General features: G+C 75.6%; 15 protein-coding genes and 2 pseudogenes. 9 read left to right on the top strand and 8 right to left on the bottom strand.

Annotated features, from left to right (window positions below):
- Positions 1 to 326: 326 nt before the first annotated feature.
- Positions 327 to 1,226, bottom strand: coding sequence for an acyltransferase (locus AB0L40_RS19210; RefSeq protein ID WP_364358172.1), 900 nt, complete (start codon positions 1,224 to 1,226; stop codon positions 327 to 329).
- Positions 1,227 to 1,283: 57 nt separating this feature from the next.
- Here AB0L40_RS19210 and AB0L40_RS19205 point away from each other — a divergent pair, with 57 nt between their 5' ends.
- A complete protein-coding gene (locus AB0L40_RS19205) occupies positions 1,284 to 1,604 on the top strand; it encodes a hypothetical protein (protein ID WP_364358169.1) in 321 nt (106 codons plus the stop codon).
- 24 nt (positions 1,605 to 1,628) lie between these two features.
- Here the strand turns inward: AB0L40_RS19205 and AB0L40_RS19200 are convergent, their stop codons facing one another.
- From AB0L40_RS19200 to AB0L40_RS19190, 3 genes and pseudogenes are all read right to left on the bottom strand, one after another.
- On the bottom strand, positions 1,629 to 3,002 hold the full coding sequence (locus AB0L40_RS19200; protein ID WP_364358166.1) for a hypothetical protein: 1,374 nt from the start codon (positions 3,000 to 3,002) through the stop codon (positions 1,629 to 1,631).
- A gap of 80 nt (positions 3,003 to 3,082) precedes the next feature.
- A pseudogene (locus tag AB0L40_RS19195) lies at positions 3,083 to 4,021 on the bottom strand (M17 family metallopeptidase); the annotation flags it as partial.
- Between the two features lie 147 nt (positions 4,022 to 4,168).
- Positions 4,169 to 5,458, bottom strand: a pseudogene (locus AB0L40_RS19190) (acyl-CoA dehydrogenase family protein); the annotation flags it as partial.
- A gap of 176 nt (positions 5,459 to 5,634) precedes the next feature.
- Here AB0L40_RS19190 and AB0L40_RS19185 point away from each other — a divergent pair.
- Both AB0L40_RS19185 and tenA read left to right on the top strand, forming a co-directional pair.
- Positions 5,635 to 6,576, top strand: coding sequence for a crotonase/enoyl-CoA hydratase family protein (locus AB0L40_RS19185; protein ID WP_364358163.1), 942 nt, complete (start codon positions 5,635 to 5,637; stop codon positions 6,574 to 6,576).
- Positions 6,577 to 6,729: 153 nt separating this feature from the next.
- Positions 6,730 to 7,431 carry a thiaminase II gene (gene tenA, locus AB0L40_RS19180; protein ID WP_364358160.1) on the top strand — a complete coding sequence of 234 codons (702 nt, stop codon included), beginning with the start codon at positions 6,730 to 6,732 and terminating at the stop codon, positions 7,429 to 7,431.
- Positions 7,432 to 7,628: 197 nt separating this feature from the next.
- On the opposite strand, the gene AB0L40_RS19175 is transcribed toward tenA, so the two are convergent.
- Entirely contained in the window at positions 7,629 to 9,155 is a 1,527-nt protein-coding gene (locus AB0L40_RS19175) for an MFS transporter (RefSeq protein ID WP_364358157.1), read from the bottom strand.
- Complete coding sequence (locus AB0L40_RS19170; RefSeq protein WP_364358154.1) at positions 9,152 to 9,724, bottom strand: TetR/AcrR family transcriptional regulator; 573 nt, start codon at positions 9,722 to 9,724, stop codon at positions 9,152 to 9,154. The genes AB0L40_RS19175 and AB0L40_RS19170 overlap by 4 nt, the downstream gene beginning before the upstream one ends.
- A 120-nt stretch (positions 9,725 to 9,844) precedes the next feature.
- Here AB0L40_RS19170 and AB0L40_RS19165 point away from each other — a divergent pair, with 120 nt between their 5' ends.
- The 3 genes from AB0L40_RS19165 (at position 9,845) to AB0L40_RS19155 (ending at position 14,010) form a co-directional block, all read left to right on the top strand.
- Positions 9,845 to 10,699 carry an SDR family NAD(P)-dependent oxidoreductase gene (locus AB0L40_RS19165; protein ID WP_364358151.1) on the top strand — a complete coding sequence of 285 codons (855 nt, stop codon included), beginning with the start codon at positions 9,845 to 9,847 and terminating at the stop codon, positions 10,697 to 10,699.
- 98 nt (positions 10,700 to 10,797) lie between these two features.
- Positions 10,798 to 11,295, top strand: a complete 498-nt coding sequence (locus tag AB0L40_RS19160; protein WP_364358148.1) for a GAF domain-containing protein — start codon at positions 10,798 to 10,800, stop codon at positions 11,293 to 11,295.
- Between the two features lie 54 nt (positions 11,296 to 11,349).
- Positions 11,350 to 14,010, top strand: coding sequence for a DEAD/DEAH box helicase (locus AB0L40_RS19155; RefSeq protein ID WP_364358145.1), 2,661 nt, complete (start codon positions 11,350 to 11,352; stop codon positions 14,008 to 14,010).
- Positions 14,011 to 14,213: 203 nt separating this feature from the next.
- Here AB0L40_RS19155 and AB0L40_RS19150 read toward each other — a convergent pair whose 3' ends face one another.
- Together AB0L40_RS19150 and AB0L40_RS19145 are read right to left on the bottom strand one after the other, a co-directional pair.
- A complete protein-coding gene (locus AB0L40_RS19150) occupies positions 14,214 to 14,936 on the bottom strand; it encodes an anti-sigma factor (protein WP_364358142.1) in 723 nt (240 codons plus the stop codon).
- Entirely contained in the window at positions 14,933 to 15,583 is a 651-nt protein-coding gene (locus AB0L40_RS19145; RefSeq protein WP_364358139.1) for a sigma-70 family RNA polymerase sigma factor, read from the bottom strand. The genes AB0L40_RS19150 and AB0L40_RS19145 overlap by 4 nt, the downstream gene beginning before the upstream one ends.
- Positions 15,584 to 15,806: 223 nt before the next feature.
- Between AB0L40_RS19145 and AB0L40_RS19140 the strand changes: the two genes are divergently transcribed.
- The 3 genes from AB0L40_RS19140 to AB0L40_RS19130 all read left to right on the top strand — a co-directional run bounded on the left by AB0L40_RS19140 (position 15,807) and on the right by AB0L40_RS19130 (position 18,071).
- Positions 15,807 to 16,895 carry a hypothetical protein gene (locus tag AB0L40_RS19140; RefSeq protein WP_364358136.1) on the top strand — a complete coding sequence of 363 codons (1,089 nt, stop codon included), beginning with the start codon at positions 15,807 to 15,809 and terminating at the stop codon, positions 16,893 to 16,895.
- A 134-nt stretch (positions 16,896 to 17,029) separates the two neighbouring features.
- Positions 17,030 to 17,209, top strand: coding sequence for a hypothetical protein (locus tag AB0L40_RS19135; RefSeq protein ID WP_364358133.1), 180 nt, complete (start codon positions 17,030 to 17,032; stop codon positions 17,207 to 17,209).
- Between the two features lie 361 nt (positions 17,210 to 17,570).
- Positions 17,571 to 18,071 (top strand): ferritin-like domain-containing protein, encoded by a 501-nt coding sequence (locus AB0L40_RS19130; RefSeq protein ID WP_364358130.1) that lies wholly within the window; start codon positions 17,571 to 17,573, stop codon positions 18,069 to 18,071.
- Positions 18,072 to 18,175 lie beyond the last annotated feature (104 nt).

Raw genomic sequence — 18,175 nt, 5'->3', positions numbered from 1 at the left:
CCGGCGGCCAGCGCGGCGGCGACGGCCGGGCCGCGGCGACCGCGGAGGAGGCCGCGTCGCGGTCGGCGCGGACGGGGGGATGGGGGATGGCTCACCGGGGGACTCCTGGAGGGGGACGGGCGGCGGGGGCCGCCCGCCACCCAGGCTGCCACCCCGCGGTCCGTTCGGAGCGGTCCTCTCATGGACCTCTCACGGGCCGTGAGGGCTTCGTGAGAGCCCGCTCGCGGCGGGCCGCGGGTCTCGCGCCGGACCTCTGCGCCGAGTGGCGGGCCGATGCTCCGCGGTCAGGTCGCCCCGGGTGCCCGACCGCGAGGGCGGTCCGCCGGTCAGTCGGCCGGCTCGACGGCGTCCGCCGGCACCGGCCGGCCGTAGCGCTTCGCGTGCTCGCGGGCGAGCCGCCGGCGGTCGGCATCCGGCAGCGGGACGTCGTGCGGATCGGCCCAGGCCATCCGCTCCGGCGCGTCGCGCATGCGCACGACGCGGGCCGGGACCCCGGCGCTGACGGCGTTGGTCGGCACGTCCCTCGTGACGACCGCGTAGGTCCCGACGACCGCGTTGTCGCCGACCGTGGCGCCGCGGAGCACCGACGCGCCGTAGCCGATCCACACGTTGTGGCCGATCGTCACGGGGCGGGTGTAGATGCCCTGGGCGCGGATCGGGGCGTCCGTCCAGGCGACGGAGTGGTCGAAGTCGATGAACATCGAGCGGTCGGCGATGATGCACTCCCGGCCGATCGAGATCCGCTCGTACGTCGAGAGCGTGCACTCCTGGCCGATCACGCTCTTCGAGCCGATGACGATCTCGCCCTCGTGGCAGCGGACCTTCGTGTCGTCGCCGATCCAGCTCCAGCGGCCGAGCCGCACGACGGCGTTCGGGCCGATCTCGAAGTGGACGCCCGAGCAGATGAAGGCGGGGCCGTCGAACACCACGCGGTCGCCGTACTTGAGCTTCAGCCGCAGGGCCCGGGCGAAGAGGATCCAGTAGCGCCAGCCGAGCATCCGGTGCTCGCGGGCGTGGCGCAGGAGGTGCAGGAAACCGCCGCGGGCGGGTGCGGGCGGCCGGCGGACGTCGGGTGCGGGGCCGGGCGACGCGTGGCCGTCGTCCGCCGCCGCGGCGCCGGTCGTCGCGGGAACGGCGTCCACGGCCGCCGCGGGCCGCTCGCCGGTCGTCGCGGGCGTCTCGTCGGGGATCTCGGCGCTCCGGGCGGGGGTCGAATCGGTCGCCACGGACCTAGCCTAGGCCCGCGCGTCGTCGCGCGTCGTGTCGTCCTCTACGCTGCCCCCGTGCGTGTTCGGTGGCTCCCGGAGGTCTTCGCCGCGCGTGGGCGGACGCCGCTGCCGCGCGACCTGCACCGCCCACGCCCGGGGCTGCGGCTGATGCTCCTGGGGACGGTGGTGTCGCTGCTCGCGGGCCTCTCGATCGCCGCGCTGGGCTACGGCCTCGCGGCCGCCTGGGTGCTCGTCGACGGACCGCGCGACGCGTTCCCGCGGCTGGCCATGGCCTCCGTGGTGTGCACCGCGGGCGCCGTGCTCGGTCCGCGCACCCGGACCGCGCTGATCCGGCGCTGGATCGCGTCGGAGGACGCGCGCCGGCCGGAGGACTGACCCGTCCCTACGGAGGGCAGGTCCTCAGCGGCGGATCTCGGGCAGCACGCGCTCGGCGCCCGCCCACGGCAGCGCGCCGCGCTGCGGGTCCGTGGCGGCGCCGCCGTCGAAGATCCCGGCCCCGAGCAGCCAGACGGTCGCCACGACCGTGACGGCGGCCAGCGCCGCGCCGGCGCGGGGGACCCGCTGCCACGCCCAGCCGACGGTCGCCGCGACGACCGGGAGCGCGGTCGCGGCCCCGGCGCCGCCGAGCCAGTTCGTCGCCGGCCACGGCGAGAGGATCGCGTAGGGCACCGTCGCGGCGACGAAGACGAGCAGCAGGAAGAGCACGCTGACCTCGACGTGGATCTCGTCGGCGAAGACGCGGAACAGCCGCGAGCGGCGCCAGTGCACCAGGCGCCAGACGGCGACGCCGACCAGCACGAGGACCGGCGCCCACCGCAGCAGGCCGAAGTCGCGGTCGATCAGCAGCCCGACCGGGGAGAGGAAGATCCGCTGGAGCACGTCCCAGAAGCCGTCGAAGAACGTCGGCAGCGACCAGCCGACCTGTGGCGACCACGGGGTCGGCCCGCCGTAGATCCGGTCGCTGACGGTCAGCAGGATGAACGCCGAGAGCAGCAGGACCTCGAGCGCCATGTAGCCCATCAGCCCGCGCCGGCGGCGGCGCATCCAGCGCGTCAGCGCGCCGGCGACGACGAGCGCCGCGGGGGCGAGCGGCAGCCAGACCCACGGGATCAGCGCGCACAGGACGGCACACGACAGCGCGGCGAGCGTGCGGGGGTGGTCGCGCACCGCGAGCGCGGCGGCGACCGCCCCGGTGAGCAGCAGCGCGGTCGGGCCGGTCGGCCCGATCTGCGTCGCGCCGAGGACGAGCGGCGGCGACAGCGCGACGGCCACGACGCCGCGGGTGGCCCACGGGTCCGGGACGATCCGCCGGGCCAGGCCGAGCGCGACGACGAACGCCGCCGCCAGCAGGCCGGCGCACCAGAGCTGCACGGCGAGCGGGCCACCCATGCCGGTCGTGCGGCCGAACCAGTAAGCGGGGGCCAGGACCGCGCCGAGTCCGAGCCCGGTCGGCTCGATGTAGCCGCCCGGGGCGAGCGGCGGCCCCTCCTTCTGCCGCTCGTCGCGCTGGACGGCGACGTTGGAGGGGAGCGGCCGGCCCGGCTGCAGTCCGGCGATCCCGCCCCAGTGCTCGTAGGGCCGGGCGATGTACTCGTCGAGCAGGTCGAGATCGCCGTCTGTGACGATCGAGTGCGCGGCGAGCAGCCGGTGCGCCTCCGTCGCCGTCAGGTCCCGGCCGGGAGCCGCGGGCAGCGTCAGGCCGGCCGCGTAGACGGCGAGCAGGCCGGCCCACAGGAGGAGCAGGCGGACGGGACGGGGGAGGGACGCGATCACGGGCGACGGGCGCCGCGGCCGGCGAGGGCCGGACGGCAGGCCCGCACGCTAGCGGTCCATACGCCGTCCGACGCCGACCGTCAGCCCGCGACGCGGCGCGCCGTCTCCGTCAGCAGGCGGACGCCCCAGCCGCTCGGGCCCTTCGCCAGGTACTTGCGGGGCAGGTCGTGCGACAGCGCCGCCATGTCGACGTGCGCCCACGGCGCGTCGCCGGTGAAGCGCTCCAGGAACGCCGCGCCCTGGATCGGGTGGGCGACGCGGCCGCCGCTGTTGGTGAGGTCCGCCAGGCGGCTCTTGAGCAGCTCGCGGTGGGCGTCCTCCAGCGGCAGGCGCCAGACGCGCTCGCCGGTCGCCTCGCCGGCGCCGGTGACCTCGCCGAGCCACTGCTCGTCGCGGCCCATCAGGCCCGCGTGCGACGTGCCGAGCGCCGTGACGACGCCGCCGGTCAGCGTCGCGATGTCCACGAGCCGCTCCGCGCCGAGCTCCAGCGCGTACGTCAGGCCGTCCGCGAGCACGAGCCGGCCCTCGGCGTCGGTGTTCGTGATCTCGACGGTGGTCCCGTTCTTCGCGGTGAAGACGTCGTCCGGCTTCATCGCGGAGCCGTTGACGAGGTTCTCCGTCGCGCACACGACGGCGAGCACCCGCACGGGCAGCCGCAGCCGCGCGATCGCCTCCATCGCGCCGAGCACCGCCGCGCCGCCGGACATGTCGAAGCGCATCGTCCGCATCGACAGCGGCGGCTTCAGCGAGTAGCCGCCGGTGTCGTGGGTGACGGCCTTGCCGACGAGCCCGAGCAGCGGCCCCGACGCCCCGGTCGGCTCGTAGCGGACGGTGATCAGGGCGGGCGGCTGGTCGCTGCCGTGCGAGACCGCGGCGAAGAGGCCCATGCCGCGCCGGCGCAGCGCGCCGAGCCCCACCTCGACCTCGACGTCCAGGTCGGGGAGCTCGTCGCCCAGCGCGATCGCCCGGGCGACCAGCGCCCGCGGCGTCAGGACGTTGGACGGCAGCTGCTGGAGGACCCGCGCGGCGTTCTGGGCCCCGCCGACGGCCGCGGCGGCCTCGACCGCGGAGACGGTTCCGGCGTCGGGGACGCCGCCCCCGGGCCCGGCGATCCGGACGACGGGCGACGCGTCCGGCGCCGGCTCGGGATCGGGGTCCGACGCCGCCCAGTACTTCATGACGGCGGTGCCGAAGCGGCGGAACGCGGCGTCGTCCTCGTCGTACGCGCGGGCCATCCGCAGCGCGACGGCGGTCGCGGCCTCCGACTCGATCGCGAGGTCGGCCAGCACGTTCTGCATCGCCGGCTGGTCGACGAGCGAGGCGCCGAACGCGCTGCGGTGCCGCGCGTGGTGGATCGCCTCGATCGTGCCGCGGCGGATCGACGTCGTCGATCCGATCAGGCAGTCCAGCCGGGTGTGGTTGACCATGCGGATGATCGCCTTCACGCCACCCCCGGGCTCGCCGACGAGCCGCCCGCGGGCGCCACGGAACTCGACCTCGGAGGACGGCAGCGAGCGCGTGCCGAGCTTGTCCTTCAGGCGCTGGAACTCCATCCCGGGCCCGCGCTCGACGAGGAAGCAGGAGAGGCCGGGCCCGGAGCCGTCCGGGTCCTCCGGCGCATCCTTCAGCTGCGAGAGGACGAGGAAGACGTCGCACGGCGGGTACGAGCAGAACCACTTGTGGCCCCACAGCTCGTACTCGCCGCCGGTGGAGCCCGTCCCGGCGGGCACGGCGACGGTGATGTTCGCGCGGACGTCGGAGCCCCCCTGGCGCTCGGTCATCGCCATGCCGGCGATCGCGGAGCTCGCGTAGTCGGGCCGCGTCAGCCGCTCCTCCCACTCGGCCGCCAGCGCCGGCGCGCCGTCGCGCAGGGCCGGGACGACCGCGTACGTCATCGAGACCGGGCACATGACCCCGGCGTTGGTGTTGCCCCAGAGCGCGAACCCGGCCGCGCGGACGACGTGGGAGCCGGCGCCGCCGGGTCCGGGCGCCGGGGTGCTGAGGACGGATGCGCCGGCGTCGATCGCGGCGGGCGTCGCGCCGGAGCCCGAGGCCGAGGCCGCGCGGCCGTCGGCCTCGGCGCCGGCCCCGCCGTCGGGGGCGCGCCAGGGCAGGCCCGAGAGCCCGCGGTCGATCGCGCCGCCGAGCAGCCAGTGCCACGACGGGTCGAGCTCGACCTCGTCCACGCGGTTGCCGTAGCGGTCGTGCGTGATCAGGCGGGGCTCGTTGCGCTCGGCGCGCAGGCCGTGGTCGCGGGCCTCGGGCGACCCGGCGACCCGCCCGGTCTCCGCCACCCGCTCGACGCCCCAGCCGCCGCCCTCGCGGACGAGCGCCTCCTGCAGCGCGACGTCGGTGGCGTAGAGGTCGACCGGCTGCAGCGGGGGCGCCTGGTTGAGGACCCGGCGGCCGGGGCCGTCCGGGCCGGCGAGGGCCGGGGTGACGGTGGCGCCGGCCACGTCGGCGGCGGGAGGGACGGAATCGGTGGGCGTGCTCACGGGGGGGTCCTTCGTTCCGGCCGCCCGACGCCCGGGGCCCGCCGAGGCGGGCCGGGACGGCGGCGGCGTGTGAATCTCGATTCACAGTCTCGTGAATCCCGATTCACAGGTCAAGCCCGAGGTGGTTGAATCCGCGCATGGCCGACGACCCGCACGCCGCGAACGACCGCCGTGACGGCCACCGCATCGACGAGGCGACCGCCCGCCCGCGAGGAGGCCCCGGCCCGCGGGACGGCGACGCAGAGCGCACCGACGCGCGGGCCGGCGAGGCGCCGCAGGCCGCGGCAGCCCGCCCGGACCGCCCCACCGGAGACGACGCGGTCGCCGTCCGCCGCGACGGCCCGGTGACGACGATCGTCCTCTCGCGCCCGCACGCCCGCAACGCGGTCGACGGCCCGACCGCGGCCGCGCTGACCACGACCTTCCGCGCGTTCGACGCCGACGAGGCGGCCGCGGTGGCGGTCCTCCACGGCGACGGCGGGACGTTCTGCGCGGGCGCCGACCTGAAGGCCCTCGGCACCGAGCGGAGCAACCGCGTCGAGCCGCTCCCGGCCGACGGCCCGATGGGCCCCACGCGGCTGCGGCTGTCGAAGCCGGTGATCGCGTCGATCGCGGGCCACGCGGTCGCGGGCGGCCTGGAGCTGGCCGCCTGGTGCGACCTGCGGGTGGCCGAGGAGGACGCGATCCTCGGCGTCTTCTGCCGCCGCTGGGGCGTCCCGCTGATCGACGGCGGCACGTTCCGCCTGTCGCGCCTGATCGGTGAGAGCCGCGCGATGGACCTCGTCCTGACGGGCCGCCCGGTCGCAGCGGACGAGGCGCTGGCCATCGGCCTGGTCAACCGCGTCGTCCCCCGCGGCGGCGCGCTCGCGGCCGCCCAGGAGCTGGCGGCGTCGATCGCGGCGTTTCCCCAGACCTGCCTCCGCCGCGACCGCGCGTCGCTGCTGGACACCGCCGGCCTCCCCGAGGACGACGCCCTGACCGTCGAGTACGAGCACGGCCTCGCGACCCTCTCCTCGGGCGAGGCGCTGGAGGGCGCGGGCCGCTTCGCCGGCGGCGCGGGCCGCGGCGGCACGTTCTGAGGAGGCGGCCGAGAGGGCACGACCCGCTGCAGGAACGTCCCGCCCGACCGGATCAATCTGCAGCGCCGACGCGCCCCCCTGCCCCGCGGCCGGCGACGCGCCGCCCCGCCACGCGACTCCGCGACCGGCCCGCCGCCTCGTAGCCTCCGCCCGATGAGCGACGCCCCCATCGCCCCCACGCCCTCCGGGCCCGACGCGTTCACCGCCGGCCTGTGGTCCGCCGCCGCCCCGATCCAGGCGCGCATCCTCGAGCACCCGTTCCTCGCCGGCCTGACCGACGGCACGCTGCCCGAGGCGACGTTCCGCACCTACGTGGTGCAGGACTCGCACTACCTCAAGGGGTTCGCCCGGGCGCTCGCCCTGGCCGCGGGCCGGGCGACGGCGGACGACGAGATCGTCTTCCTCGCCACCGCGGGCGCCGAGGCGATCACCGTCGAGCACGAGCTGCACGCCGCGTTCATCGCCGACTTCGCGCTCAGCCCGGAGCAGGTGGCCGCGACGCCCCGCAGCCCGACGACGACCGCCTACGTCGACTTCCTGCTCGCCCACGCGGCCGCAGGCTCCTACGCCGACGGCCTGGCCGCGGTCCTCGCGTGCTTCTGGATCTATCGCGAGGTCGGCCGGGAGCTCGTCGCCGAGGGCTCGCCCGACCCCCGCTACCAGCGCTGGATCGACACCTACGCGAGCGACGAGTTCTCCGCCCAGGTCGACGAGCTCCTGACGATCGTCGACCGCCACGCGGCCGGCCTGGGCGACGAGGGCCGCGCCCGCTTCGAGGCGCTCTGGCTCCAGGGCTGCCGCTACGAGTGGCGCTTCTGGGACGCGGCGTGGCGCGGCGAGACCTGGCCGGTCTGACGACGGCCTGGGTCGCCCGGCCCCGCCGAGGACGAGCGCCCCTCGAGCGTGCGGTCCTTCGTCCCTAAGACGGAGAACTGCACTCTCAACCCCGCGACGCCCCGCCCGATCCGTCTGGAAGGGACGTGGTCGTGATTTCCTGAGCCCTGCCGAGGAATGGTCGACCACGTCCCATCACACCAGGACGACCATCGGTATCAGTGCGCGTCCACCCCGCTGATGTCCACCCGCCGCGGCATCAGCGCGAAGACGACGCCCGCCGCCGCGAGCAGGACGACCGACCCAGCGACGCCCATCCCCGACAGGGCGTCCGACAACGCCGCCTGCGCCCGCGCGACGAGGTCCGCCGCCGCGGCCGGATCGAGCGTCCCCGCGACGCCCTCGGCCCCGCCGATCGAGTCGCGGGCCGCGGCGACGTCGCCCGCCGAGAGCCCGGACCCGGCCAGGTCGCCGACCGGCAACGCGTCCCGGTAGATCAGGGCCGCGAGGCTGCCGAGCACGGCGACGCCCAGGGTGGTGCCGACCTCGTACGCGGTCTCCTCGATCGCGGCGGCGCTGCCGGTGCGGTCCGTCGGGGTGCCGGCCATGATCACCGCCGAGCCGATCGCGAGGGCCCCCATCCCGACGCCGATCAGCGTCAGGGTGACGGCGAAGACGGCGTAGCTGGGCTCGCTCGCGAGGCCGAGCGCGAGGAACCCGAGGCCCGGCGCGGCCAGCCCGGCGGCGAGCACGGCCCGCGCCCCGATCCGCTCGGCGATCGCCGGGGCCGCCAGCGACGCGAGCACGCCGGCCACCGCGGCCGGCAGCAGCGCGACGCCCGCCATCAGCGGCGAGTGCCCCTCGACGGCCTGCAGCCACTGCGCGCCGACCAGCAGGATCGCCGCCATCCCGACCATCGTCGCCAGCGCGGTCAGCACCCCGGCCCCGACCTGCGGCCGGCCGAGCAGCCGCAGTTCAAGGATCGGGCGCTCCTGCGACAGCGTCCGCCGCCCGAACGTCCCGAGCGCGACCACCGCCACGGCGGCCGCGACCACGCCGGTCGCCTCGACGCCGTGCTTCGCGAGCTCCTTGATCGCGAGCACCAGCGCGACCATCCCGACGAACGACAGCACGAGGGCCACCGCGTCCCACGGCGCCGGCGACGCCGCGCGGCCCCGGGGCAGCAGCGCGAGCGCCGCGACCACCGCGACGAGCACCACCGGCACGTTGATCAGGAACGCGGCGTGCCAGCTGAACAGCTCGACCATCAGCCCGCCGAGGATCGGGCCGAGCGCCGCGCCGACGCCGGCCATCGAGCCCCAGATCCCGAGCGCCAGCGCGCGCTCGCGCCCGTCGGGGAAGAGGTGCCGGATCAGCGACAGGGTCGCGGGCATGATCATCGCCCCGCCGACCCCGAGCAGGGCCCGCAGCGCGATCACGGCACCGGGGGACGTCGCGAGCAGGACGCCCACGGAGGCCACGCCGAAGACGACGAGTCCGGCCACCAGGACGTAGCGGTGCCCCCAGCGGTCGCCGAGCGCGCTGGCGGTGACGAGCAGGCCGGCGAGCACCAGCGAGTAGGCGTCGACGATCCAGAGGACCTCGGTCGACCCGGGCCGCAGGTCCGCCGTCAGCTCGGGCAGCGCGACGTTGAGGATCGTCATGTCCATGACGACCATCAGGAGGCTGGCGGAGAGGACCGCGAGCCCCCACCAGCGGGCGCCGCCGGGCAAGCGAGCCCTCATCGTCCGACCGCCGCGAAGAACGTCCGGACGACGAGGTCCGGGATGTCGCGGGGCGCGACGTCGCCGTAGCGCTGCGCGTCGAGCCCGGACCGCAGGAGTCCGAACAGGACGTGGTCGATCCACACGGCGGGCAGGTCGTCGCGCAGGACGCCGACGCGCTGCGCCGACGCCAGCAGCTCGGTCTCCAGCGCGCACAGCCGCAGGACCGTCTCCCCGAGCGCCGGGTGCCGCTCGATCTCCGGGTTGTCCATCGCGAAGCGGAAGTCCCCGGCGTCCTGCACGTACCGCCGCAGCAGCCCGTCGAGCGCGGCGCGGTGCGCGTCCGCGTCGTCGGTGCCGACCAGCTCGAGCGTGCCCTCGGCGCGCAGCGAGCCCTCCCAGCGCTCGAGCGAGCGCGCCCCGATCGCGAGGACCAGGTCGTCGCGGGTGGCGAAGTGGCGGTGCAACGTGGCGCGACCGACGCCCGCCGCGGCGGCGATCTGGGCCATCGATGCCGTGGGGTCGCCGTTCAGGACCGTCAGGGCCGCGGCGATCAGACGGTCGTCCCCGGCGCTCGGCGAGACACTCATGTCTCATACGATACATGTCAGTCTCATCGACGCCCCGATCGAGGGCCGGGCGCCGACGTGACCGACCGGCGACGGCCCCGATCCCGAGCACGACCGCCGCCGATGCGCTGTGATGCCCGCATGAGCAGCCCCGAGCCCCCCGCGGCCACCGCCGCGCCCGCCACCGCCCCCGCCGGCCCGCTCGTCGCCGTGATCACCGGCGCGTCCAGCGGCCTGGGCGAGGCCGCCGCCCGGCGCCTCGCCCGCGAGCCCGGCGCCCGCATCGTCCTGGTCGCCCGGCGCGAGGAGCGACTCGCCGCGCTCGCCGCCGAGCTGCCGGCGACCACCACCTGGGTCGCCGCGGACCTCACCGACGACGACGCGCCGCAGGAGGTCCGCGACCACGTGCGGGCCGAGCACGGCCTGCCGACGCTCCTGGTCAACAACGCCGGCGCGGGCTTCCGCGCGCGGTTCGGCAGCCCGCAGAACGGGGGCTGGGAGAACGTCCGCCGGACGATGGCGATCAACTTCGACGCCGTGATCCGGCTGACCGAGGCGCTCCTGCCGGACCTCCGCGCGGCCGCCCCGTCGGCGATCGTCAACGTCACGAGCACCTCCGGCCGCGTCAGCCGCCCCGGCACCAGCGCCTACTCGGCGAGCAAGGCGGCGCTCGCCCTGTGGACCGACGCCGTCCGCATCGAGGAGGCCGTCCACGGCGTCCACGTCGGCAACGTCCTGCCCGGGTTCGTCCCGACCGAGGGCTTCCCGCAGACCGAGCTCGTCAACAGCAAGGTCGGCCGCTTCCTGCTCGGCACCCCCGAGGGCGTGGCCGAGGCGATCGTCGAGGCCGGCCTGGGCCGCAAGCCCGAGCGCTACACGCCGCGGATCTACGGACTCGCCACGGCGCTGCGCTTCGCGGCCCCCGCGCTCACCCGCAAGGTCATGGGCACGGACGCCGCCCAGGTGATGACGACGAAGACCGTCTCGGACGACTGAGCCTGGACTGAGGCGGCCGCGCCCCTCCCCGGGGCGGGGCGACGCACGGGCCCCGAGATCGCCCGTGCACCCCGCGCCCCACCGGGTACCGGCCGCCCATGCCCCGGCCCGTCCCCGTCCTCCGCGCCCCGATGCGGGCCCGCGACCGCGACGCGCCCACCGGCGCCGGCGCGGCGTTCGGGATCGCCCACGGGCTCGTCGGGACGGGCGACGCACTGGACGCGCCGCCGGCCACGATCGACGAGGCGGTCGCGGCGGCCGCGGACCGGCACGGCGACAAGGCGGGACGGATGCTGCGCCGGTTCGCGGACCTGCCCGACGGCGTCCTCGTCTGGACCCGCGAGGCCGACGGCGCCCTGCGCCTCGGCCGGATCACCGGCCCGTGGCGCTACGACGACTCCCCCGCGGCCCGCGAGGTCGGCATCCACCACGTGCGCCCGACGACCTGGCTGCCGGCCCCGACCCCGGACGAGGACGTGCCCGCCGCCGTCCTGGCGACCTTCGACCGCGGCGGCCGCAACCTCCAGCGCACCCACGACGAGGACGCCGAGCGGCGGTCGGCGGCGCTCTGGGCGGCGCATGCGCCCGCGGGCTGAGCGCGCCGCCGGCTCGCGGGCCCCGCGGTCACCGACCGCATCTGCGGCGGCCCGGTGCCGGCGCGCCGGGCGACCCGTCGTCCGCACCGATCCCCCGGCGGCACCGCCCCCGCGACACCGGTCGCCTACCGTCTCCTGATCGACGATCCCGGCCTCCCGCAACCCGAAGAGACCGAGCCCGACGCCCCGCAGCTCGGCAAGCCCGCGCTGAGCATGCAGTCGCGCGACCGGGTCCCGGAGCTCGTCCTCGACGTCCCGCGCTGGATGAACGACGACGTCCGCTCGATCCCGGGCCGGTACTTCGACTGGAGCAACCACGTCTGGCGCGCGCCGCTGAGCGTGCACGCCGCGATCGTCGCCCGCCGACTCCTCGACGACCAGCGGGCCGGGCTGTTCCCGGACGAGCACGTCTCCGCCTGGCTCGGCGGCATGTCCCGCTGGCACGGCGAGACGACCGTGATCGAGCTCGACGACGGCCCGCGCCTGGCCGTCGTGACGCTGCTCGGCGAGGCCCCGTCGCGGCTCACCGACCACGCGCAGCGGATGAGCCCCGAGGCGGCCGCCGAGGCGCTCGGGATCGAGAGTCGCGCGGTCGACCTGCTGCCGTTCGACGCGGACGGCGTCCAGCTCCTGGACCGGATCGACGGCCTCGTCGTCGACACCCTGGTGATGCTCGCGTCCGCCGACCTGCGGATCGGCCGGATGCCCGCCGCCGCGACCCTGCGCGCCGGGCGGGACGACCAGAAGACCCCGCGCATCGAGCTCCTGCCCGGCTGGAGCACCCGGCTGCACGCGGCCTTCCAGCGTCTGCCGGAGGCCACCCCGATCGACACGACGCCGGGCCGCGGCTACCGGCGCGGCGACGCCCCGATCGACTCCGCGACGACGATGGCCGTCCCGGCCGACCCCTCGCTGCTGGACGCGATCCAGGACCTGATCCGCGCGTACCCGACGCTCGTCGTCACGACCGCCGCGCGCGACCAGCTGGCGACGATGAAGGTCGAGCACGAGGAGCGGATCGAGACGATCGACCTCTCCCAGGCCGAACGCGCGAACCCGCTGAAGCGCACGAAGGCCGGCGAGCCCCTCGTCCTCGGCGGCGAGCTGCAGCCGTTCCAGCACGCCGGCGTCCGCTACCTGCTCAAGCGCCGCCGCTCGTTCCTCGCGGACGAGCAGGGCCTAGGCAAGACCGTCCAGGCGCTCGCCACGCTCGAGGTCGACGGCGCGTACCCGGCGGTCGTCGTGTGCCCGGCGGGGATGAAGCTCACGTGGGAGCGCGAGGCCGCGAAGTGGCTGCCCCACCGCCGCGTCGCGGTGCTCCACGGTCGCGGGCAGGGCCAGTGGGAGCCGCGCGAACACGCCCCCGAGACGCTGCGCTCGGTGGCCGACCGCGACGGGTCCGGCGACGCGACCCCGACGGCGGACCCCTTCGCGGCGGCGCCCCCCACCGCCCTGAAGGTCGCCGACCCGGGGGCCGCCCCCGCCCTCGCCCCCGTCCGCCGGGCCGACCGCCCGAACCCCTGGGCGACCCCGCTGGACACCTCCGGCTTCGCCGAGCCGCGAGACGCCGACATCGTCGTCTTGAACTACGAGATCGTCGAGGCACACCTCGAGCCCCTCGCCGCGCGCATCCCCCGAGCCGTCGTGTTCGACGAGTCGCACTACTGCAAGCAGCCCACGGCCAAGCGCACGAAGGCCGCGATGAAGCTGTCGAAGGCCGTCCACCCCGATGGCCTGCGCCTGGCGCTGACCGGCACCCCGGTCCTCAACCAGCCACGGGAGCTGACCGCCCAACTGCGCCTGATCGACCGCCTGAAGGACTTCGGCTCGGGCGCGGAGCTGGCCCGGCGATTCAAGGGCCCCGAGTCGCACGACCGCCTGCACTGGCACCTGCGCTCCCGCGGCTTCGTCCGCCGGCTGAAGCAGGACGTCCTCCCCCAGCTGCCCGCCAAGCGCCGCGTCGACGTGCCGCTCGAGCTGAAGGACCCGGCCGAGTACCGGCTGGCGGAGAAGGACGTCATCGCCTGGCTGCGCACCCAGCCGCTGGACCTCTCCGAGCTGGACGCGAAGATCGCCGCCGCCCTGCGCGCCGAGCAGCTCGTGCGGATGAACCACCTTCGCCGGCTGGCCGCCCGCGGCAAGCTGCCCGGCGCGATCGCGTGGGTCGAGAACTTCCTGGCGTCGGGCGAGGCACTGGTCGTCTTCGCCCAGCACCGAGAGATGCAGCTCGGGCTCCTCGAGAAGTTCCCCGGCGCCCTGCACATCCTCGGCGACGACTCCGCGGTCCAGCGCGACGAGGCCGTCAGGCGGTTCCAGCAGGGGGGTCACCTGGACATCGAGAACCCCGCCGAGCGGCTGATCGTCTGCTCGATGCGCGCCGCCGCCCAGGGCATCACCCTGACCCGCGCCTCCAACGTCGCGTTCCTGGAGCTCGACTGGACCCCGGCGATGCACGACCAGGCCGAGGACCGCTGTCACCGGATCGGCCAGGACGACGCCGTGACGGCCTGGTACCTGCTCTGCCCGGGCACGATCGACGACGAGATGTCGGACATCCTCGAGGTCAAGCGCCAGGTCATCGACGCGGTCGTCGACGGCAACCAGCTCCCGGACGAGCCGGTCAGCCTCGCGGTCGTGCGGGCCCTGCGCGAGCGCGGCCGCGCGGGCGGGGACCCGGACGGGCCGGCCGACGCGGACGACGAACCGACCACCTGACCGGCACGGCGGTGACCGACCCGGCGAGGGTCCAGCCGCGTCCGGCCCCGTCGGCACGCGAAGCCGCGTCGATCCGACCCTCCGGTACCGAGGCCCGGGTGCCGGCCGACGGGCCGACCGATCCGGGACTCCGGTCGGGGGCCCGACGGGCCGACCGATCCAGGACTCAGGTCGGGGGCCCGACGGGCCGACCGATCCAGGACTCAGGTCGCGGGCTGCGAGCGCAGCACCGAGCGCCCGGAGTGCGCGGCGCCGTCGGCCTTCGACTGGATCGAGACGTCCATCGTCGGGGAGCGCGAGAGGTCGACGCCGACCTCGAAGCGGGCCTCGACCGTGCCGTCGCCGCGCACCCGGAACGTCCCGACGCTGACCATGTGGCGGTCGTCGCGCAGCATCCACAGCTCGTACCAGCGGCCGGGCCCGGTGGGCCGTAGCCCGTGGGCCCGCAGCTCGACCCGCCCGCCCCGCCCGCCCCGCCCGCCGACCATCCGGGCGACGCCCGAGGCGTCCAGTGGCGCAGAGGCCATCCGCGTGAGCGACACCGCGGGGGCCTGCCCCAGCCGGTCGTCGAGCGGCGCGCCGTCGTCGCCGGAGCCGCGCAGCGCGAAGCCCGCCCCGAACGCCAGGACGATCGCGGCGACGAGCACCAGCGCCACGTACGGCGCCGCGACGCGATGGTCGCCCGCGTCGCTGCGCACGCACATGCGGGACCAGAACGGCACGGCCTCGCCGGCGCCCTCCGGGACGAAGCGCAGCGCGGGCGTCTCGGCGGCCTCCCAGCCGTCGGCGTCCAGCGCGGCCAGGGCCGTGGCGAGCCGCTCGACGGCCGCGGCGTCCCCGGCGTCGACGCCGGCCAGGAGCGCGTCGCGCTCCTCGTCGGCCAGGTCCTCGAGCACCAGCCGTTCGGCCTCGGGTCGACGGGTCATCCGGGCACCTCGCCCTCGTCGATGTGGGCGCGCAGCTTGCGAAGGGCCCGGACCATCCGCGCCTTGACGGTGCCGAGCGGCAGGTCGAGCCGCGCGGAGATCTCCGTCTGGCTGAGCTCCTCGTAGAAGCGCAGGCGCAGCAGCTCGCGCTCGTGGTCCGGCAGGACGGCCAGGAGCTCGGCGACGCGCCAGCGGTCCAGCGCGAGCTCGGTCTCCGGGACGGCGTCACCGCCGCCGGAGAGCCGGACGATCTCGTCGGCGCTGACCGGCTCGGGGACGCGGCGGCGCAGGTGGTCGATCGCCCGGCTGCGGGCGATCGTGAGGATCCAGGTCAGCAGGCCCGCGCGGGCGGGGTCGTACTGGCCGGCGCGACGCCAGACCTCGGCGAAGACCTGCTGCTGGACGTCGTCGGCGGCGTCGCGGTCGCGCAGGGTCCGGAGCAGCACGCCGTAGCTGGCCGCCCCGTACTGCACGTAGAGGTCCGCGATCACGTCCGGGTCCCCCCGGCGGAGCCGCCGGGCGAGCCGCTGCTCCGTCCGGCCGGGGGGATTGCGCCGCCGTTGCACGGGCAGAAGCATCACCGGTTGCGGCGCCGGCCGCGTGGTGGCCGCACCGGCGGGCGCGACGGTGAGGGACGACGGCAGCATGCAGGGGGGATACGCGCCCCCGCGGGGCGCGGTTGTCGGCCCGCCGCGCCGTGGACGACCCGGCGGGTCGGGGCGCGCGCGGGCCGGCCCGGACCGCCCCGGCGGGACGCCCCGGGTGTCTCCCGTACGCGCCGGCACGTCGCCCGGTCGTGCGGACCGTCACCCGACGGCCCGGTTTGCGCGATGATGTCCGGCGATGCTGGACCCGACCAGGACCCGGAGCATGACCCCCAACACCCGTTCGTCCCACCGGCTACGCGCGCTGGTCGTCACCGGAGGGACGGCCGCGGCGCTGCTCGTCGCCGCGGCCCCGTCCTCCGCCGCCGACACGACGGCGAAGGCGTCCGGCACGACGACGATCAAGCTGTCGTCGGCCCTGACCAGCGCGATGAAGAAGGGCAAGGTCGCGCTGCGCGGCGTCGCCCCCGCCCGCCGCGGCGCCACCGCCGTGAAGCTGCCGCTGTCGACCGCGACGTTCAACGCCGACGGCACGTCGGGGACCCTGAACCACGCCGGGTCGCTGAAGTTCGTGCGCCGCGGGCGCTCGATCACGCTGAAGACCTTCCGCATCGCGGTCGCCCCGAGCGGCTCGAACGTCACCGTCGGCATCGGCAGCAGCCGCGTCCGCGCCTTCAACGTGGACACCTCCGCCGCGAAGGTCGTGCAGACCAAGAAGAAGCTCACGCTCTCCAACCTCAAGGTGACGCTGACGCCCATCGGCGCGTCGCGGCTGAACCGGGCGCTGAAGATCCAGCGCTTCAAGAGCGGCATGTCCCTCGGCGTGACGAGTGCCTCGGTGGACATCCCCGCCGGGACGGGCACCGGGACGCCGTCGACGGGGTCGGGCACCGTCTTCAAGAGCGGGACCGCATCGCTGACGCTGACCGACGCGGCCAAGGCCGGCATCGCAGCCACCCCCGGCGCCTCGCTGAACACGACCGCCCCCGCGACCGGCGCCGGGACGGGTCCGTACGCCTTCCCGATCACGGGCGGCACGGTCGACGGCGCCAAGGCGTTCGCCGGGTCCGTGACACTCGCCGGGGCCCTGAACCTGACGGCCGACGGTCAGACGCTGACGCTGTCGGACCTGATCATCGACACCGCCAACTCCGTCATCACGGCCGTCGTCGGCGGCACCCGCATCGAGGCCTTCTCGCTCGACCAGTCGCCGCTGCGCAGCGTCGCCTACGACGGCCAGCTCGTCCTCGGCGGCATCGTCGTCAAGCGCGCGAAGACCGGCCCGCTGTCCGACCAGACGGGCGCGGCCCCCGGCGTGATCGGCACCCTGCGGATCGAGGCGCTCACCAAGTAGCGCGGCGGCACGCGGCCCGGCGCCCTGCCGGGAGGACGCTCCCGGGGTCCCGCGACACGACCCCGGGAGCGGCAGCGCGCCCAGTTCCCATTCGGGCACCCACACTTAGGACTCCCTTTGTTAGAGTTCCCTTCGTGCAGCGGTACGAGTCCATCCCGCAGGACCGGATCCCGACGGCCGGCTTCCGAGCCCGTCGCTGGAACCGCTTCGAGCGCGACCTCCACGCCTGGCTGGAGTCGCCCGACGGCCGCTTCGCCACGTGGCGTGCACAGGCCGCCGTCGCCGCGGTCGGCGACGAGCACCGCCCCGCCTGAGCCCCGGCGCCGGCCACCCCGGCGCCCACCCGATCACCGCAGTGCGAGCGCCCGCCCCGCGGGCGCTTCGTCGTTCCGGGGCCGGACCGCCGCGCGCCGCCTCGCGCGCGCCCCGGAGATGCCACGTCGGAGCCGAGCCTCGCGTCCCGTCGGACACTCGCCCGCCCGCCCGCCGGACGGCCCGAGTCGCACGAGAGCGCGTATCGGCCGCCGGCCCGGGTACGGGGCTCCAGAGCACGGAAACCCCCGTTCACAAAGGGCGCCCGAACTCCCGGGCCGCGATCCGACCGCCCCAAGAAGGGCGCCCTTATTTTAAATCATTAGCTATAGTGGTCGCAACGCATCGAGCAAGGAGCACCGCATGACCGTCACGCATCACGCCAGCGCCGGAATCCTCTCCGACCAGAACGCCGCCAAGCGCGAGGAGATCGTCGAGCTCCTCACGACCGCGTACTGGATGGAGGTCGAGACCGTCACCAACTACCTCCAGCAGTCGATCAACCTCGACGGCATCCGCGCCAAGGAGATCGCCACGGACCTCGGCGAGGACGTCGGCGAGGAGCTCGGCCACGCGAAGCAGTTCGCGAACCGCATCAAGGAGCTCTACGGCACGGTCCCCGGCTCCGCGGACTTCCCGAAGGACTTCGACGCCAGCCTGCAGCCGAACGACGACCCGACCGACGTCGTCTCCGTGATCAAGGGCGTCATCGACGCCGAGTCCGGCGCGATCTCGCACTACACGCGGATCATCGAGGCCACCGACGGCGTCGACTGGGCCACCCAGGACATGGTCATCGAGATCCTGCGGGACGAGGAGGGCCACATGCGCACCTACGAGCGCTACCTCCGCGAGTACGTCTGATCCGATCGCCGGCGCCTCACCGCCGGCCCCGGCAGCACCGACGGCCGCCCTCCGGGGCGGCCGTCGGTCGTTCCGGCTCGGGCTCACCCACGTCGGAAAGATGG

It is taken from the genome of Patulibacter sp. NPDC049589 (genome assembly GCF_040675535.1).
Taxonomy (GTDB): Bacteria; Actinomycetota; Thermoleophilia; order Solirubrobacterales; family Solirubrobacteraceae; genus Patulibacter.
This window is presented reverse-complemented; position numbering and strand designations above follow the sequence as displayed.